Annotated in this window: 17 protein-coding genes and 1 other RNA gene; 10 read left to right on the top strand and 8 right to left on the bottom strand. The window is 62.8% G+C overall.

The annotated features are described in order from the left end of the window. Positions 1-23: 23 nt before the first annotated feature. A complete protein-coding gene (locus tag C8N43_RS18300) occupies positions 24-608 on the bottom strand; it encodes a TetR/AcrR family transcriptional regulator (RefSeq protein WP_107847166.1) in 585 nt (194 codons plus the stop codon). A 92-nt stretch (positions 609-700) separates the two neighbouring features. Here C8N43_RS18300 and C8N43_RS18295 point away from each other — a divergent pair, with 92 nt between their 5' ends. Further along, complete coding sequence (locus tag C8N43_RS18295; protein WP_107847165.1) at positions 701-1573, top strand: alpha/beta hydrolase family protein; 873 nt, start codon at positions 701-703, stop codon at positions 1571-1573. Between the two features lie 89 nt (positions 1574-1662). Next, on the top strand, positions 1663-2565 hold the full coding sequence (locus C8N43_RS18290) for a calcium-binding protein (RefSeq protein WP_107847164.1): 903 nt from the start codon (positions 1663-1665) through the stop codon (positions 2563-2565). 4 nt (positions 2566-2569) lie between these two features. On the opposite strand, the gene ffs is transcribed toward C8N43_RS18290, so the two are convergent. Further along, positions 2570-2668, bottom strand: an RNA gene (gene ffs, locus C8N43_RS18285) — signal recognition particle sRNA small type. A 73-nt stretch (positions 2669-2741) separates the two neighbouring features. Here ffs and nudC point away from each other — a divergent pair. After that, a complete protein-coding gene (gene nudC / locus C8N43_RS18280) occupies positions 2742-3707 on the top strand; it encodes an NAD(+) diphosphatase (RefSeq protein ID WP_107847163.1) in 966 nt (321 codons plus the stop codon). A 24-nt stretch (positions 3708-3731) separates the two neighbouring features. Then, a complete protein-coding gene (locus tag C8N43_RS18275; protein WP_107847162.1) occupies positions 3732-4214 on the top strand; it encodes an SRPBCC family protein in 483 nt (160 codons plus the stop codon). A gap of 3 nt (positions 4215-4217) precedes the next feature. On the opposite strand, the gene C8N43_RS18270 is transcribed toward C8N43_RS18275, so the two are convergent. Further along, a complete protein-coding gene (locus tag C8N43_RS18270) occupies positions 4218-4643 on the bottom strand; it encodes an NUDIX hydrolase (protein WP_281257894.1) in 426 nt (141 codons plus the stop codon). Further along, complete coding sequence (locus tag C8N43_RS18265; RefSeq protein ID WP_107847161.1) at positions 4636-5469, bottom strand: prephenate dehydratase; 834 nt, start codon at positions 5467-5469, stop codon at positions 4636-4638. The genes C8N43_RS18270 and C8N43_RS18265 overlap by 8 nt, the downstream gene beginning before the upstream one ends. A gap of 107 nt (positions 5470-5576) precedes the next feature. On the opposite strand from C8N43_RS18265, the gene C8N43_RS18260 reads away from it, so the two are divergent. The 5 genes from C8N43_RS18260 (at position 5577) to C8N43_RS18240 (ending at position 12039) form a co-directional block, all read left to right on the top strand. After that, positions 5577-6095: a c-type cytochrome gene (locus C8N43_RS18260; RefSeq protein WP_107847160.1), complete on the top strand. Its 519-nt coding sequence runs from the start codon at positions 5577-5579 to the stop codon at positions 6093-6095. Between the two features lie 201 nt (positions 6096-6296). Next, a complete protein-coding gene (locus C8N43_RS18255; protein WP_107847159.1) occupies positions 6297-8231 on the top strand; it encodes an extracellular solute-binding protein in 1935 nt (644 codons plus the stop codon). A gap of 30 nt (positions 8232-8261) precedes the next feature. Continuing rightward, entirely contained in the window at positions 8262-9341 is a 1080-nt protein-coding gene (locus tag C8N43_RS18250; RefSeq protein WP_107847158.1) for a microcin C ABC transporter permease YejB, read from the top strand. Beyond that, positions 9338-10444, top strand: a complete 1107-nt coding sequence (locus C8N43_RS18245; RefSeq protein ID WP_107847157.1) for an ABC transporter permease — start codon at positions 9338-9340, stop codon at positions 10442-10444. Before C8N43_RS18250 ends, C8N43_RS18245 begins: the two co-directional genes overlap by 4 nt. Beyond that, complete coding sequence (locus tag C8N43_RS18240) at positions 10441-12039, top strand: ABC transporter ATP-binding protein (RefSeq protein WP_107847156.1); 1599 nt, start codon at positions 10441-10443, stop codon at positions 12037-12039. The genes C8N43_RS18245 and C8N43_RS18240 overlap by 4 nt, the downstream gene beginning before the upstream one ends. A 4-nt stretch (positions 12040-12043) precedes the next feature. On the opposite strand, the gene C8N43_RS18235 is transcribed toward C8N43_RS18240, so the two are convergent. Further along, complete coding sequence (locus C8N43_RS18235; RefSeq protein ID WP_211308632.1) at positions 12044-13348, bottom strand: D-alanyl-D-alanine carboxypeptidase family protein; 1305 nt, start codon at positions 13346-13348, stop codon at positions 12044-12046. 335 nt (positions 13349-13683) lie between these two features. Then, a complete protein-coding gene (locus C8N43_RS18230) occupies positions 13684-14064 on the bottom strand; it encodes a hypothetical protein (protein WP_107847154.1) in 381 nt (126 codons plus the stop codon). 86 nt (positions 14065-14150) lie between these two features. Here C8N43_RS18230 and hemF point away from each other — a divergent pair, with 86 nt between their 5' ends. Beyond that, entirely contained in the window at positions 14151-15041 is an 891-nt protein-coding gene (gene hemF, locus C8N43_RS18225) for an oxygen-dependent coproporphyrinogen oxidase (RefSeq protein ID WP_107847153.1), read from the top strand. An 88-nt stretch (positions 15042-15129) separates the two neighbouring features. Here the strand turns inward: hemF and C8N43_RS18220 are convergent, their stop codons facing one another. Together C8N43_RS18220 and hemE are read right to left on the bottom strand one after the other, a co-directional pair. Further along, positions 15130-16515, bottom strand: coding sequence for a mechanosensitive ion channel family protein (locus tag C8N43_RS18220; RefSeq protein ID WP_158270016.1), 1386 nt, complete (start codon positions 16513-16515; stop codon positions 15130-15132). Between the two features lie 66 nt (positions 16516-16581). Next, a complete protein-coding gene (hemE, locus tag C8N43_RS18215; protein ID WP_107847151.1) occupies positions 16582-17619 on the bottom strand; it encodes a uroporphyrinogen decarboxylase in 1038 nt (345 codons plus the stop codon). Between the last annotated feature and the right edge of the window lie 74 nt (positions 17620-17693).

The raw sequence follows: 17693 nt of genomic DNA, 5'->3' as shown, positions 1-17693 counted from the left end.
CCCCTCGAGTCGCTTTTGCGAGGTTAGGCTTCTGGCCTGGTAAGGTCCACCTCGGAAGCGCGCAGAACCAGCGCCGGGACCCGCTTGATCGGATCGGACGAGCCCTGCACCCGCGACAGGGTCCAGGCGCCTTGCAGCAGCATCCACAGGGTCTCTGACAGAACCTTGGCCTGTGCCTGCGTCGCGCGTTTGGCGGTCGCGTGAGCGCAGGTCGCGTCGAGCCACTTGGAAAAGATTACGCGCACGGTGTCCTTGAATTCCTCGTTCGTCGGGCTCTCGAACAAAGTCGCGCTGACCGGGCAGCCGATCCATTTGCCGTTGATGTCGAAGAGCTTGGCGATCTTGTAGCAAAAGGTCGTGACACCATGGGCAAGATCGCCTTCCGCAAAGGCGGCATCAAGGATCACCAGCATCTGATCGGAGGCGAAATGCGCGGCCGCGAGGGCGAGATCGGATTTGCCTTTCGGGAAGTGGTGGTAGAGCGAGCCTTTCGGGGCGTCCGCCGCCTCCAGAATTTCTGCCATGCCGACACCGTGATAGCCCTTTTGCTGAAAGAGCAGAGCGGCCTGAATTACAAGGCGTTCGCGGGTTGGCAGGGTCTGGGACATGATTGTTCGGTTATTTCATGCCTAGACCGAATGGTCTAGAGTTGCTATTAGACCAATCAGTCTAGTCCAGCCCGCCCCTGATCGGAGAGCCCATGTCCTATATCCAGATCGCCAGCGCCTCCGACGTGATCCAGACCGACCTTGCGATCTTGTCCGGCGGCCAGAAACTGCAGGGCCGGCTGTTTCGCCCCGTTCGCGCGCCGCGCGCGGTCGCGATCATCAATGCGGCAACGGCAGTGCGCCAGCGTTTCTATCGCCCCTTCGCGGAATGGCTGGTCAGCCAAGGCATCGCCTGCCTGACCTATGACTACCGGGATTTCGGATCGTCTGCCCGCGGCCCGATGCGGCAATCCAATGCGACCATGCTCGATTGGGGCATCCACGATGCGCAGGCCGCCCGGGACGCTGCCCGTGCGCATCTACCCGACTCACCGGTCTGGGTCATTGGTCACTCGCTGGGCGGATTGCTTTTGTCCTATCAAAAGGACCTGGATCAGATCGAGCGTGCGATCGGCGTTGCCAGCGGCTTCGTGCATGTGTCCGAGCATCCTTGGCCCTATCAGGCGCTCGCGCGCTTTTTCTGGTATGGCGGCGGGCCGCTTAGCACGTCTGTTGCGGGGTATCTGCCGGGCAAGCGGCTGGGCTTCGGCCAGGATCTGCCCACGCAGGTCTATTGGCAATGGCGCGCGCTGTGCACGCGGCGGGATTTCGCCTCGACAGCGTTGTGGGGCGCGCTGCCGCCCGAGGACCTGCGCGGCTTCTCCGGCGAGTTGCGCATGGTCGCGGTCGAGGATGACGTGATGGTCCCCCCGAAAGCGGTCTGGAAGGTCATGCAACGCCACCACGAGGCGCGCAAAACCCAAGCCACGCTGCGCCCTGCGGCCTATGGTTTGCGCAAGATCGGCCATATCGGGGTGTTCGACCCGGCCAGCTCCGCCTGCTGGCCCGATATCATCGCGGATTGAATTCTTAACAAACCCTTAACTTCGCCACAGGATTGCCCTTCGGATCTGGTGTGCTCGCTCGAACGCTGCGCACATCGGGAGCCAATCACATGCTGGGAATTCTGGCCCTCATCGTGGGTTCGCTGTCCTTCGGGCTGACGGCCCTGCCGTCCCTTGCGGGCGGCAATTCTGGCGATGATCCGTCGACGGGGCCGGATGCGGACTTGGAGCCCTTTACCGACCAGAGCGACCTTGTCGTCTCCGACGAGCATGCTGATACGCTGGAAGACGTCTTGGCTGAATTTGACGACAGTTTGCCGGATCCCACCCGGATCGACGGCGCGTTGCGCATCGATACCGGTGCAGGGGATGATGTGGTTGTCGGGGGCGGCGAGGCCGATATCATCGCTGCTGGTGACGGCGACGATCTGGTGGCCGGTGGCGCGGGCAATGACCGCGTCGATTTGGGCCACGGTGATGATACCTATGGCCTCAATCCGTTTCTCGAGGATTACGAGCCGGAGCACCTTCGGGCATTGGGCTTGCTGGAGCTTGGCGATGACACCGTGCGCGGCGGTGCCGGGAACGACACGCTGTCGGATCGGTTCGGTGCGAACCGGATCATCGGAAACCAGGGGGCGGACCTGTTGATCGGCTTGGATGATGACAGTGAAGCCGTGCCGACGCCGGATCTGATCCGTGGCGGTTTCGGCAATGACACGATCCATGCGGATGAGGGCGATACTGTGCAGGGCGGGCGCGGTGCGGACACAATCACGCTGTATCTGCCGCCTGCCATCGGGGATGCGGAGCCGCAGCCGATCATTATCGAGGATTTCGTCGCCAATTTAGACAGTCTCGATCTGGACGGCCTCGACGATGCGTCGGATGTCACAATCCGCGATATCGAGGATGGCTCCGGCGCGGAAATCCTGCTTTATGACAAGGTCGTTGCCCGGGTGCTCGGCGGGGCCGATCTGACTCTGGCAGAGATCGGAGTGACTGCGGGATAGGATAGGGTGAGAGGTTGGACATCGACCCAAGTGGGGCTCGTTGTGGCTGCTACCTTCCGGTCCTGACCAGGTTGGCGAGGCACTTGCCCGCGCCAACCCCTCGAGTGTTGATATAAGCGGCGCTTGCCATTCTTGCAAGACAGTGCATTTCTCTGCCCCAAACGAGGGGCAGCGATATGAAACTTGCGGAAACGGTCACCTTTGGCGGCTCCGGTCTGGACCGGGCGGCCCATCTGCGCGGCGATGCCGCGGCGTTGGAGGCCCTGTTGGCCAAGCCCGACACCGGTGTGCTGCCGATCTGGCGCGGTAAGCCCTTGATTGCAGGCGACGGGCGGGATCGCCCGGCGTGGCAGGTGGCGGATCACGAGATTTTTGAGGAGGCCGACGAGGCGCCGCTGTTTCTTGGCTTTGACGACGGCATCGCGCGGTTCTCGCGGGATGTGTCGGGGTGGGAGCCGGACGAGAACCTCGACACGCTGAACCAGTTTCTCGACCCATCCGAGCAGCACTATCCCGGCATGCCCGCCGATGCGCGATTCTCGGAGCTGCGGGCGATCATGACCCATCTAAAGCCGCGCGACGCAGAGCTGATCGCGACGGCCAAGGCCATCGGCAGCTGGCACGAGACCCACGGCTTCTGCGCCCGTTGCGGGGCGAAGTCGCAAATCTCGAACGCGGGCTGGCAGCGCGATTGTGCCTCCTGCGGCGCGCATCATTTCCCGCGCACCGATCCGGTGGTGATCATGCTGGTGACCCATGGCAACTCGGTGCTGATGGGCCGCTCGCCCGGCTGGCCCGAGGGCATGTATTCCTGCTTGGCGGGTTTTGTGGAGCCCGGCGAGACCATCGAGGCCGCCGTGCGCCGCGAAACATTCGAGGAAGCCGGCATCGAGATCGGCAGGGTCGAATACCTGTCGAGCCAGCCCTGGCCTTTCCCGGCGTCGCTTATGTTTGGGTGTCGAGGCCACGCCATTTCGACCGAGATCAAGATCGACCCCGACGAGATCGAAGACGCGCGATGGGTGACCCGGGAGGAGATGATGGAGACGTTTGCAGGCAACAATCCAGAGATGAAACCGGCGCGCAATGGCGCAATCGCGCATTTCCTGTTGCTTAACTGGTTACGGGATACTCTAGACTGACAAGCAAAGAAGAAGCGGGCGGTTATGAAGTTTTCAACGAAAGAAGACCTCGAGGTTCCAATAGACGACGTGTTCGCGATGCTGTCGGACTACGACGCGTTCGAACGCGCCATTCTGCGCCATGGGGCGGAGGTCGCGCGCACCGATAAGATGGATCGGCCCGGAGTTGGCATGACCTGGCACGCCCGCGCGAAGCTGCGCGGCAAGCTGCGCGAGTTCGACGCGCGGCTTGCGGAATATGACGCGCCCAACCAGATGCGGTTCGAAGTCCTGTCAAAGAATATCGAGGCCGGGTTCCTTGTAGAGCTGGTGGCTCTGTCGCGCGCTCGCACCCGAATGCGGATCGAGTTGGACGTGCGCCCGAAAACCTTGTCGGCCCGCCTGCTGATGCAATCGGCCAAGCTGGCCCGCAACACGCTCAATCGCCGCTACAAGACTCGGATCGCGCATTTCGCCACCGATCTCGAAGAGCGTCACAAGAAGACGTTGCGCACCGCGGGGGCCTGAGGCTCAGCGCCGCTCCGCAAGGGCAAGGCGCAGAACCCTGGCCACGTTCGGTGACATCTCGCGCCCGCCGCTCAGGGCGTCCTGCGTCGTGACCCACTCCGCTGCGGAGGCGTCATCATCGGCAACAGGATCGCCAGACACGTAATCGCATAGCACGGCAGCCAGCAGGAAATGATGGGCGACCTCATCGCCGGTGTGATGGATCGCGTCGATATTGGTGAGATAGCGGCGCGGGGTCGCGATCACGCCGGTCTCCTCGACCAGCTCGCGGGCGGCGGCGTCGAGCGCGGTCTCGCCCAGCTCGACATGGCCGCCCGGAAAACCCCACAGACCCGCATTGGGCGGGTTTCGCCGCTGGACGAGGATCGTGCGGCTTTCGTGCAGGACCACCGCGATGGCGCCGACCTTGGGGCGGCGCAGGTCAGTCACGCGGGAAAGCCGCCGGGTAGGTGCCGAGCACCTTGATCTCCGAGGTGAAGAAGGCCAGCTCCTCCATCGCGCGCTTGACCGCTGGATCTTCGGGGTGCCCGGCGATATCGGCGTAGAACTGCGTCGCGGTGAACTCGCCATCCACCATGTAGCTTTCCAGCTTGGTCATGTTGATCCCGTTGGTGGCAAACCCGCCCATCGCCTTGTAGAGCGCGGCAGGAATGTTTCGCACGCGAAACACGAAGGATGTGATCATATGGGTGTCACCGCGCGGCGACATGTTCGCCTCGGGGGACATGATCAGGAACCGCGTCGTGTTTGTGTCCTGATCTTCGATGTCGCGGGCGAGCACGTCCAGACCGTAGGTTCGCGCGGCCATCTCGGACGCCAGCACACCCACGCCCGCCTCCGGATGTGCGGCCAGCTCTGCTGCGGCACCCGCGCTGTCGGCGCTGGCCTCGCCATGGATGCCATGGGATTCGAGAAAACCGCGGCATTGCGGGATCAGGACCAGATGCGCGCGGACCAGTTTGATGTCGTCAAGCGACGTGCCGGAGTTGCCCATCAAGGCAATGCGGACCCGGACGAACGCCTCGTCAACAATATGCAGCCCCGAGTCAGGCAGAAGACGGTGAATATCGGCGACACGCCCATAGGTGGTATTCTCCACCGGCAGCATCGCAAGAGCGGCCTCGCCCGAGCGCACGGCCTCGATCACCGCCTCGAACGTGCTGCATGGCAGGGGCTCTAGATCGGGTCGCGCCTCGACGCAGGCCTCGTGGGAGTAAGCACCAAGCTCGCCCTGGAAGGCTATTTTCTGGATCATGCAACTTTTCCGCATAAATGGGCGTTTGGTCGCGGTGTGTAGCTCTTGCGCTCCCTATTGGGAAGGCACTACATACCCGCCAAACGCCAACGAGGTGAGAGACAACCATGTTCGACACGATGACTTTGACGAAAGCGCTTGGCGCGGTCTGTGGATCGCTGCTGGTGTTCTTGCTGGGCAGCTGGGCTGCGGAAACCATCTATCACGGTGGCGGCGGCCACGGCGAAGAGAAGCAACAGGCCTATGTCATCGAAGTCGAAGGCGGCGATGAGGTCGAAGAAGTCGAGGAAGAGGTCGACTTCGCAGCCGTGTTCGAGACCGCTGATGCCGGCAAGGGCGAGCGCGTGTTCAACAAGTGCCGCGCCTGCCACAAGCTTGAAGACGGCGCGAATGGCACCGGCCCGCACCTGTATGGCGTCGTTGGCCGCGAGATTGCCGCAGTCGATGGCTTTGGCTACTCCGACACGCTGTCGGGCAAGGACCAGGCGTGGACGCCGGAGAACCTCAATGGCTTCCTTGAGGCCCCGCGCGAGTGGGCCCCCGGCACGACGATGGGCTTCGCCGGTCTGAACAAGGTCGAAGATCGCGCCAACCTGATTGCGTATCTCGACAGCATCGGCGGGTAAGCCTGCCGCACAGTTACACAAGCAAACAAGGCCGCCCCTGGGCGGCCTTTTTCATGTCTACGACCCACTTCCACTCACATTCGCGCAATCGGCGCTTGAGTTTTATGTGAAAGCCATTTTCTCTGCCCTAGTATATACGAGGCAAGACGCGGGCCCGCAAAGAAGCCCGGGACGACCAGAAAAATCGGAGGACTGCCCCCAATGACAGCTGATGATCGCCGCCGCCACCCCCATTCTCGTGCCGTTGCCCTCGAACATCCCCGCGCGCAGAGCGGCTGGATCCTGGGTCTTGGCCTGTCTGCCGTGGTGGCGCTTGGGGCCGCGACGATGGTGCGGGCCGACGGGCATTCGGAGGCAATTGTCAGTCACGGGTATTCCAGCTTCGGGGAGCTGAAATACGACGCGGATATCACCCATCTCGACTACGTCCATCCCGATGCGCCAAAGGGCGGGGAGATCTCGACCTGGGCCTTGGGCAACTTCAATTCGTTCAACCCCTATGCGCGGGCGGGCCGAGCGGCCTCGCTTGCGAGCATCGGGTCGGAGGCGTTGCTGACCTCGACCCTCGATGATCCTTACGGCGCCTACTGCTTCATCTGCACCGAGATGGAATACGACGAAGAGCTCAGCTACGTGACCTTCACCCTGCGCGAGGACGTCAAGTTCTGGGACGGCACCGGCGTGACGGCCGATGACGTTGAGTTCAGCTTCAACCTGATCCTCGAGCAGGCCATTCCCGAATACCGCACCGTGCGCGCGACATGGATCGACACGGTCGAGGTGCTGAGCCCCTACAAGATCAAGTTCACCTTTACCGACGACGCGCCGAAGCGCGACCGCATGGGCTTCGCGGGCGGCACCCCCGTCTGGTCGAAAGCGTGGTTCGAGGAAACCGGCGCGCGGCTCGACGAGTCCACCACCGGGCTGTTCATGAGCACTGGGCCCTACATGCTCGATGAGTACGAGTTCAACCGGCAGGTGATCTATAAGCGCAACCCGGATTACTGGGGCAATGACCACCCGTTCAACGTGGGCAAGAACAACTTTGACGCGATCCGGATCGAGTATTTCAGCGACCGCTCCGCCGCATTCGAGGCGTTCAAGGCCGGCGAATACACTTTCCGTGCGGAGAGTGACGCGAAGGATTGGGCGGTGAACTACGACTTCCCGGGCGTGCGCGATGGACATGTCAAACTGGAAACGCTCCCCGATGGGAATGTCGGGCAGGCCCTGTCCTTCGTGTTCAACCTTGACCGCGAGAAGTGGCAGGACCCGCGCACCCGCGAGGCCGTGTCACTGATGTTCAACTTCGAATGGACCAACGCCAAGCTCTTTGACGGGCTGTTCGCGCGGCCGGTCTCGTTCTGGCCGAACACGCCCCTTGCAGCAACCGGCGCGCCGGATGAAGGCGAGCTGGCGATCCTTGAGCCATTGGTTGCCGAAGGCCTGCTACCGGAGTCGATCCTGACCGAAGAAGCCTACGTCCCGGTCGTCCAGGACCCAGAGCGCGCAAAGCCAAGCCGCCGCGTCTTCCGGCAGGCCGGTGCGCTGCTTGATGAGGCTGGCTGGATCGCGGGCGACGACGGCATCCGCCGCAAAGACGGCGAGCCGCTGACGATCAATATCATCCAGTTCAACCCGCTCTATGACCGGGTGATCAATCCTTATGTCGAGAACCTGAAGAGCATCGGCATCGATGCGGGTCTCGAGCGGATGGAGTCCGCCCAGTATGTAGAGCGCCGCCGCGCCGGTGAGTTCGACATGACCAACCAGGGCTTCCAGATGGGGTTCGAGCCGGGCACGGTGCTGTTCCAGTGGTTCCATTCCGCCACCGCGGATAACAGCTCGCGCAATCTGATGCGGCTGCGCAACGAGGCGGTCGACCGGATTATCCCGCAGGTCATCGAGGCCGACACGCTCGAGGACCTCGAGACCCGCGTTCACGCGCTCGACCGGGTGCTGCGCCATGTCGGGTTCTCGATCCCGCAATGGTACAACAAGGACTTCTGGCTGGCCTATTATGACCAGTATCGTCACCCCGAAAACATGCCTGAACTGGGCGTCGGGCTCTACGATTTCTGGTGGTATGACGCCGAAGCGGGCGAGCAGCTGCGCGCCGCAGGCGCCCTGCGCTAGCGCCGCGACAGTCAGGACCCCGGAGCCGCCATGGGCAGTTATATCCTACGACGCCTGTTGCTGGTGATCCCGACGCTGATCGGGATCATGGTCGTGAACTTCACGCTCACGCAATTCGTCCCCGGCGGTCCGATCGAGCAGATCATCGCCCAGATGGAAGGCGGCGGTGATGTGTTCGAGGGGATCAGCGGCGCGGGCGCGCAAAGTCTCGAAAGCTCAAGCACCAGCGAATATGCCGGGGCCGAAGGCTTGCCTGCCGATTTCATCGAGCAGCTGGAAAAGGAGTTCGGCTTCGACAAGCCGCCGCTCCAGCGTTTCCTGACGATGATGGGCAACTATCTGATGTTTGACTTCGGGGAGAGCTACTTCCGCTCGGTCGGTGTGCTGGAACTGGTGTGGGAGAAATTGCCCGTCTCGATCACGCTAGGCCTGTGGTCGACCCTGATCGCCTATGTCGTCTCGATCCCGCTGGGCATCCGCAAGGCGGTGCGCGACGGCTCGACCTTTGACACATGGACATCCGGTGCGATCATCGTGGCCTACGCGATCCCCGGCTTCCTGTTCGCAATCCTGCTTCTGGTGCTGTTTGCGGGCGGGTCATACTTGCAAATTTTCCCGCTGCGGGGGCTGACCTCGGACAATTTCGACCAGCTGAGCTTCTTTGGTAAGATCCTCGACTACCTGCACCACATCGCGCTGCCGGTGTTGGCGACGACGATCTCGGCCTTCGCGACCTTGACGCTGCTGACCAAGAACAGCTTCCTCGACGAGATCAAGAAGCAGTATGTCACTACGGCGAAAGCGAAGGGTCTGAAGGAATCGAGCGTCCTTTACGGCCACGTCTTCCGCAATGCGATGCTGATCGTGATCGCCGGGTTCCCGTCGCTGTTCCTGGGGATTTTCCTGACCGGATCCCTGATTATCGAGACGATCTTCTCGCTCGACGGCCTCGGGCGGCTCGCCTTTGAGGCAGCGGTGGCGCGGGACTACCCCGTGGTCTTCGGGACACTCTATTTCTTCGGCCTGATCGGGTTGCTCGTCGGGATCCTCTCGGACCTGATGTATGTCTTCGTCGATCCGCGCATTGACTTCGAGAGCCGCGAGACATGACGCTGTCGCCCCTCAATCAGCGCCGCTGGACCAACTTCAAGCGCAATAGGCGGGCCTTTTGGTCACTTTGGATTTTCGCGATCCTGTTCGGGCTGTCCTTGCTGGCAGAATTCATCGCCAACGAGAAGCCCATTCTGGTGCAGTATCAGGGCGAGTATTACTTCCCGACCTTCCGCTTCTATCCCGAGACGGCCTTTGGCGGCGATTTCCGCACCGAGGCTCCCTACGGCGATATTGAGGTACAGTGCCTGATCATCACGGGCGGGCTGGAGGACTGTTTCGACGACCCGGATGGCTTCATCGATGACGCGCAGGACGGCGAAATCGGCGGCGAGCAGATCAACAAGGGCTGGATCCTGATGCCGCCCATTCCCTACAGCTACAACACCATCGTGGACCGCGACGGATCGGCCCCCGCGCGGCCCGATGCGCAAAACATTCTGGGCACGGACAACACCTCTCGCGATGTGGCGGCGCGGGTGATCTACGGCTTCCGGCTGTCCATCGTCTTCACGCTGGTCGTGACCTTCTTCTCGTCGATCATCGGCATCGCCGCGGGGGCGGTGCAGGGCTTCTTCGGGGGCCGCACCGACCTGATCTTCCAGCGCGTTCTGGAGATCTGGGGCGCGACGCCGTCGCTGTATGTGATCATCATCATGTTCGCGATCCTGGGGCGAAGTTTCTGGCTGCTGGTCTTCCTTGCGATCCTGTTCGGCTGGCCCGCGCTGGTGGGCGTGGTGCGGGCGGAATTCCTGCGCGCGCGCAACTTCGAGTATGTCCGGGCGGCGCGGGCCTTAGGCGTGAACAACACCGTCATCATGTTCCGCCACATGCTGCCGAACGCCATGGTGGCGACGCTGACGATCCTGCCCTTCATCATCACCGGGACGATCGGGATGTTGGCCTCGCTCGACTTTCTGGGCTTCGGCCTGCCCTCATCCTCCCCGTCGCTGGGCGAGCTGACCCTGCAGGCCAAGCAGAACCTGCAGGCGCCGTGGCTGGCCTTCACCGCCTTCTTCACCTTCGCGATCATGTTGTCGCTGCTGGTGTTCATCTTCGAGGGCGTGCGCGACGCCTTCGATCCGAGAAAGACCTTCCAATGAGCAGGCTTTTGGACGTGCGGGATCTGCGGGTCTCTTTCCGTCAGGACGGCGAGACGACCGAGGCGGTCAAAGGGGTCTCTTTCCACGTCGATCGCGGCGAGACGGTGGCACTGGTGGGCGAGTCCGGGTCCGGCAAGTCGGTCTCGGCTCTGTCCACGGTGCAGCTTCTGCCCGACAGCGCGACGGTCACGGGCGAGATCACCTATGACGGGCGGGATCTGGCGGGGGCGACCGAGCGGGAGCTGCGCGCTGTGCGCGGCAATGACATCAGCTTCATATTTCAAGAGCCGATGACCTCGCTCAACCCGCTGCACACGCTTGAAAAGCAGATCACCGAAAGCCTGACGCTGCATCAGGGCCTGCGCGGTGAAAAGGCGCGCGCCCGGGTGATCGAGCTGCTGGAAAAGGTCGGCATCCGTGATGCTGAGAGCCGGCTGTCGAGCTACCCGCACCAGCTGTCCGGTGGGCAGCGCCAGCGTGTCATGATCGCCATGTCGCTCGCCAACGGGCCGGAGCTTCTGATCGCCGACGAGCCGACGACCGCGCTCGACGTGACCATTCAGGCGCAGATTCTGGAGCTGCTGGCGGACCTGAAGCGGCGCGAGAACATGTCGCTGCTGTTCATTACCCATGACCTTGGCGTGGTGCGCAAGATCGCGGATCGGGTCTGCGTGATGCAGCACGGCAAGATCGTCGAGACAGGCCCAACGGCGGAGATCTTCGACAACCCGCAGCATCCCTATACCAAGCTTCTTCTCGATGCGGAGGCGACAGGCGTGCCCGGCCCCGTGCCGGACGGCGCGGAAGAGATCGTCTCGACCGAGGAATTGCGAATTTGGTTCCCGATCCAGACCGGTCTGCTGAAGCGTACGACCGGCCATGTGAAAGCGGTCAACGCCGCGACCGTGTCGGTGCGGCGGGGGGAGACGCTGGGCATCGTGGGTGAATCCGGGTCTGGCAAGACGACGCTGGCGCTGGCGATCATGCGGCTGATTTCATCCCAAGGGCCGATCATCTTTCAGGGCGACAATGTGCAAGGGCTGTCGAACAAGCAACTCCGCCCGCTGCGCGCGGACATGCAGATCGTGTTCCAGGACCCCTATGGCTCGCTCAGCCCGCGCATGACGGTCGAGCAGATCATCGCCGAAGGCCTGTCTGTTCACGGCACAGCGGCAGGCATGGATCAGCGGCAGATGGTGGCCGATATCATGACCGAGGTCGGGCTGGAGCCGCAGATGATGCACCGCTACCCGCACGAGTTCTCGGGCGGACAGCGGCAGCGCATCGCCATCGCGCGTGCGATGATCCTGCGGCCCAAGCTGGTGGTGCTGGACGAGCCCACTTCGGCGCTCGATATGACGGTGCAGGTGCAGATCGTCGAGCTTCTGCGCGACCTGCAAAAGAAATACGGACTGGCCTACCTGTTCATCAGCCACGACCTGAAGGTCGTGCGCGCGATGTCGCACAAGGTGCTGGTGATGAAGCAGGGCGACGTGGTCGAGATGGGCGAAGGTGAGGCGTTGTTTACCGCACCCAAGACCGAATACACCCGTCAGTTGTTGACGGCGGCTCTGGATCTCAAGGCCACCGGATAGCGCGTCAGGCCCCGGGGCCGCGCACCTCGCAACTATGCCCGCGCGCGCTGAGGCGCTGACAGGCTTGAGCTGCTTTCTCCTTGGAAAGACCCACGAAATTGGCCTGCCATCCGCGCGGACGGTTCACGACCTTGCGCAGCGCCTCGTCGAGCGTTCCGATCTCTTGCAGCGCGGTTTTCAGCAGCAGTCGTTCTGCGGTGTTGCGGGTGTTGTAGTGGCCCAGTGAAATCGACCAGTGCCGCCCGCCGGAGGTCGAGGCCCGCGTGATCACGCGGCGCTCCTTCGGTTTGGCGGCGGGCGTCAGGCTGGTGTCGATGGCCGCCTGCACGATGTTTTGCGGCCTGCGGATCGGTGTGACGGTGGTCGCGGTCTCCACGTTGCGGGTCGCGACCTCTTCGCGCGCCTGGCTCACGTTGTTGTCCACGCTTTCCACGATGGCCATCAGCATATCTGCAGAAGGCGGCATAATCGGGCGCATCAGCGGACGCGGGCTCTTGCGGCGGGCGGTGATGGTGGGCTGCACCTTGATGACCTTGGGCTCGACCGTGTTGCCTTGGTAGTCGGGCAGGCGGGGCTTGCGCAGCTTGGCGCGGGACGGTGCGCGCTTGAAGCCCATGTCGAGCAGCTCGGCCACCCGCGCGTTGCGCGCGGCGGTGGAGGTGCCGCCGAAGACGGTGGCGATGATGCGCTCGTTGCCACGCTCTGCGGAGGCCACGAGGTTGAAGCCCGCAGCGCGGGTGTAGCCGGTCTTGATCCCGTCGGCCCCGCGATAGGCATTCAGTAGGCGGCGGTTCGTGTTCGAGACCTGCTTGACGCCGGCATGGGTCGTCTGGCGCGAGAATAGGTTATAGTATTGCGGGTAGTCGTAGATCATGTGGCGGCCGAGGATCGTCATGTCCCGCGCGCTCGACATATGGCCTTTCTCGGTCAGGCCATGGGCATTCCTGAACGTGGTCTTCGTCATGCCAAGGGCCTTGGCGGTGTTGGTCATGCGGCGGGCGAACGCGGCCTCCGAGCCGGAGATCGCCTCGCCGATGGCGGTGGCCGCGTCATTGGCGGATTTCACCGCCGCGCCGCGAATGAGGTAGCGCAGCGCGATGCGCTGGCCGGATTTCAGGCCCAGTTTGGACGGCTGCTCTGCCGCGGCCTTGCGGGAAATCTTCACCTTGGTGTCCAGCGTGATCTCGCCCCGGCGGATCGCCTCGAACGCGACGTAGAGCGTCATCATCTTGGTCAGGGATGCCGGGTGGAGCCGCGTGTCGGCGTTGCGCGCATGCAGCACTTCGCCGGTGCGCGCGTCCATCACCATGGCTGCGTAGGGGGCCGCGAAAGCCGCCCCGCCCAATGTCGAGAAAACACAAAGTATCAGCCCTGCACGGACTGCATTCAAAAGACGTAATGCCACGACGTCTGCCCAATCTGCCTCGGGGACGACGTTGCGGCCCCTTTTGTTTTTTTCAGCCGGTTACCGGCAATTGTGGATAACCTAGCATAAAGGCCATTTTCAGAAAACAGTTTACTTTCATATGCTTTGCCCAAATTTCGGGCGGCGGAAAGCAAGATGTAGTGGTGTGGTTCAGGTGCGCTACTAGATGTCCAAGCCTGCTATCGCGCGCCACATTCCCGCCACAATTGATTTGTGGCTCAGGCCCCGGTGGGAAATTGCGTCTCGCAGGCCTGTTGCGCGCGTAGGCTGTCGCGGCGCAACTCGCGTTCCTTCTGGCGCAAGGAGGTCAGTTTGCGCCGCTCGGCATTCAGATCGACGGCCACGGGTTTGCGGGTGGTGACCGGATAGGGATAGTTGCAGAACGTGAAGCCCACATCGCTGCGCCCCGTGCCGACGCAGAAATTGGTGTAGATTGCGGTGCGGGTCTCTGTCTGAATGGCATAGCCGCGCTCGATCGTGGCTTCGGTATCGGCAATGAGCGCCTGCACAATGCGCAAATCCTCTACCGCCGCGTTCAGACAGGCCTGACGCGGGTCGGTGCAGGCGGCCAGCATCAGAAGCAACAGGGCTCGGCGCATATCTATACCTCCGTTCGGCAAGCAAGGGATCGTGACAGGCCTACGCCCATGGTGTTAGCATAGTGTAAACCAAACAGGACAGCTCCGTGACGATCAACTTTGATGCCAAGAAAGCCCAGGCCTCTGCCTGGTTCCGTAGCCTGCGCGACGAGATCGTTGCCGCGTTCGAGGGGCTGGAGGACACCCAAACCGAAGGTCCGTTCGCGGGGCTCGAGGCCGGGCGCTTCGAAGTTACGGAGACCAAACGTACCTCCGACGACGGGTCGGACGCCGGTGGCGGGTTGATGAGCGTGATGCGCGGTGGTCGCGTGTTCGAGAAGGTCGGCGTCAATGTCTCCGCCGTCTACGGCACGCTGGGCGAGCGCGCGCAAAAGGCGATGGCCGCGCGCGGCGTCCCGGGCATGGCAGATGATCCGCGCTTCTGGGCTTCGGGCATCTCGCTGGTGGCGCATATGCAGAACCCGCAGACCCCGGCGGTGCACATGAATACCCGCATGTTCTGGACGCCGGGCGCGTGGTGGTTCGGGGGCGGCTCCGACCTGAACCCCTGCATCGAGCGCGACGAGGACACCGCGTTCTTCCACAATGTCCTGAAAGATCATTGCGACAAGCATGATCCCGAATACTACCCGCGCTTCAAGGCATGGGCGGATGAGTATTTCTACGTCCCGCATCGCCATCGTGCCCGCGGGGTCGGCGGCATTTTCTACGATGATCTCAACACCGGAGACTGGGACGCGGATTTCGCGTTCACGCAGGATGTGGGGCGGGCGTTCTTGCCGGCTTTCCTCGGCGTCACAGAGAAATGGCGCAACGCGCCTTGGGATGACGCGGACAAAGAGAAACAGTTGCAGCACCGCGGGCTCTATGCCGAGTACAACCTGGTTTATGACCGGGGCACGAAGTTCGGGTTGGAGACAGGGCATGACGCGAATGCCGTGCTGATGTCGCTTCCGCCAGTCGCCAAGTGGTACTAGGCCTGTCGCCGCGCTTATGGCGCGTCGATCCGCCGGGGTTATTTGGCCCCCAGGCCCCCTGAGAGTATTTTTGAAGCACTGAAACCGGTCAGGACTTTTCGGCCAGAAGGTCGTTTTCGTCTTCGGGGATAGAGGCGTCGGCGGTGGCCTGTTCGGTCTCCACCTGCTCGTTTCCGAGATTGCCCTCCACCGCATGCACCTCGGCAGCGGTGGCCTGAGGACCGGTGGCGCTTTTCTTCTCGTCGGAGAATTCCTGATTGGCCAGTGCGAGGGCGGAGCGCTCGGCGGCCCCTTCGAGCTGCAGCACTGGGACACCTTGCGGGAAGATCACCTCGCGCGCGTCATCTGGCATGGAGACCCCTTCTTCGGTCAGCCGCTTGGTCACCTGCCGCAGCAGCGCGGATTTCACCTTCAGGATCGAGAAGTCGCGGGCGTTGACCCAATAATAGGCCTTCACGTTGACCGTCGAGCTGCCCAGATCATCAACAAGAATCATCGGCTCCGGCTCGTTCAGGACCGCCTCATGCGCCCCGATCACCTCGAGGATCAGGGCCTGCGCCCGGGCAATCGAGACGTCGTAGCCGATGCCCACCATCAGCGTGTCGCGGCGGTTGGCGGAGGCGGTGTAGTTGACGATGGTGCTTTTGAAGATCGTGGCGTTGGGGATCTGGATATGGTTGCCCTCGGGGCTCAGAAGCACGGTCGAGCGGGTGTTCATGGAGCGCACTGAGCCTGCGAGGCCTGCGACCTCGATATAGTCGCCGGATCGGAACGGGCGGCGGATCGACAGAAGCAGCGAGGCGAGGAAGTTTTCCGCGATGTCGCGAAAGGCGAAGCCCACGACAATGCCCAAGACCCCCGCGCCGCCGACGACGGACACGGCCAGCTGCGTCAGGCCCGCGACCTGAAGTACCACGAAGAGGCCCAGAAGGAAGATCGGCAAGGCGATCGCGCGGGCCACGATATCGCGCAGGAACGGCGAGGATATCCCGCTGAGGAACCAGCGGCGCAGCCCTCTGGCCGCCAGCGCCGAAAGCCACCACGTAAACGGCAGGATGATGATCGCGAGCAGGATGAGCGGAAGCGAGGTCACTACCCGGTTGCCGACGGATTTGATCTCCGCAAGGGCGGGGGCGAAGGACCAGTTGGCCTCTGTCACGACGGTGATGCGGTTGACGACTGCCACCACGTCCTGGGTCTGCGCCGCCAGATTTCGCGCCCACAGCTTGTGATCGGCGCTGTTCGTGCGGCCGTCTAGGAAGACGATGCCGTCTTTCACCTCAACCCGGCTAAACTTGAACCAGCCGGTGGCTTTCATGATCTCCAGAATACGCTCAGCGATCTCTTCGTCGCGCGCGACCGGCGCGACGGAGACGGACTGCGCGGGATCGGTGACAGTTGTCGTGTCGTCGCTGGCCTCTTGGGCTGCGGCGGGCAGGGACAGGGCGAAGATGGCGCACAGCGCCCAGAGCATACGAATGAACATGTCAAAACAGTACGCCGGTGGCGCGAAATGGTTCCAGTGAAAAAGCGAGGGTCTCTATCGCTTGGCGCGCACCGTGTCGATCATCAACTGAACGTTTTCGGGGTCCGCATCCGGCGTGATCCCGTGGCCGAGGTTGAAGATATGTGGCCCTCCAGAGAACGCGTCGACAATCGCGCGGGTCTCATCAACGAGCGCCTGGCCGCCGGTGACCATATGCGACGAGGCAAGGTTGCCCTGCACGCAGCCATCGACCTGCACATGCTCCGCCGCCCATGTTGCCGAGACGGAATTGTCGAGCGCGACGCAATCGGCGCCTGTGGCCTTGGCGAAGCCGATATAGTTGTCCCCCGCTTCCCGCGGGAAGGTGATGATGGGGGTGTCAGGATGGCGGGCCTTCAGCGCCGAGATGATGGTCTTGGCGGGCTCCAGCGCGTATTTGCGGAAATCCTCGCCCTTCAGCGAGCCGGCCCAGCTGTCGAATAGCTTGACCACCTCTGCGCCCGCCTCGATCTGCATCGACAGGTATTCGATCGTCGCGTCGGTCAGCAGGTCGATGACGTTCTCGAACGTCTCGCGATCCTCGGCTTTCAGCGCGTGAGCAGGGCCCTGATCCGGGGTGCCGCGCCCGGCGATCATGTAGGTGGCGACGGTCCAGGGCGCGCCCGCAAAGCCGATCAGCGTGGTCTCTTCCGGCAGCTCGCGGCGCAGGATGCGCACGGTTTCGTAGATCGGGGCGAGGTGCTCATGCACGTCGCTCGGGCCTTTCAATTTAGCGAAGTCTGCGGCCCCCGTGACCGTCGACAGCCGCGGCCCTTCGCCGGTGACGAACCACAGATCGGCGCCAAGCGCCTGCGGCAACAACAGGATGTCGGCAAACAGGATCGAGGCGTCGAAACCGTAGCGCCGGATCGGCTGCAAGGTCACTTCGGCGGCCAGATCGGAGTTATAGCACAGCGACAGGAAATCCCCCGCTTCGGCCCGCGTGGCGCGGTATTCGGGCAGGTAGCGACCGGCTTGGCGCATCATCCAGATCGGCGGGGTGTCCAGCGTTTCGCCCGCCAGAGCGCGCAGGATGGTCTTGGTGGCAGCCATGGTAAATTTCCTTCTCTTGCCCATACTTGTCGGGTCTTCGCCCCCCGAATGTCAAGAAAGGTTGTCAACTTTAG

Origin of the sequence: Litoreibacter ponti (assembly GCF_003054285.1) — a bacterium.
Taxonomy (GTDB): Bacteria; Pseudomonadota; Alphaproteobacteria; order Rhodobacterales; family Rhodobacteraceae; genus Litoreibacter; species Litoreibacter ponti.
Note: the sequence above shows the minus strand (reverse complement) of the source record. Positions and strands in the feature narration are given on the sequence as shown.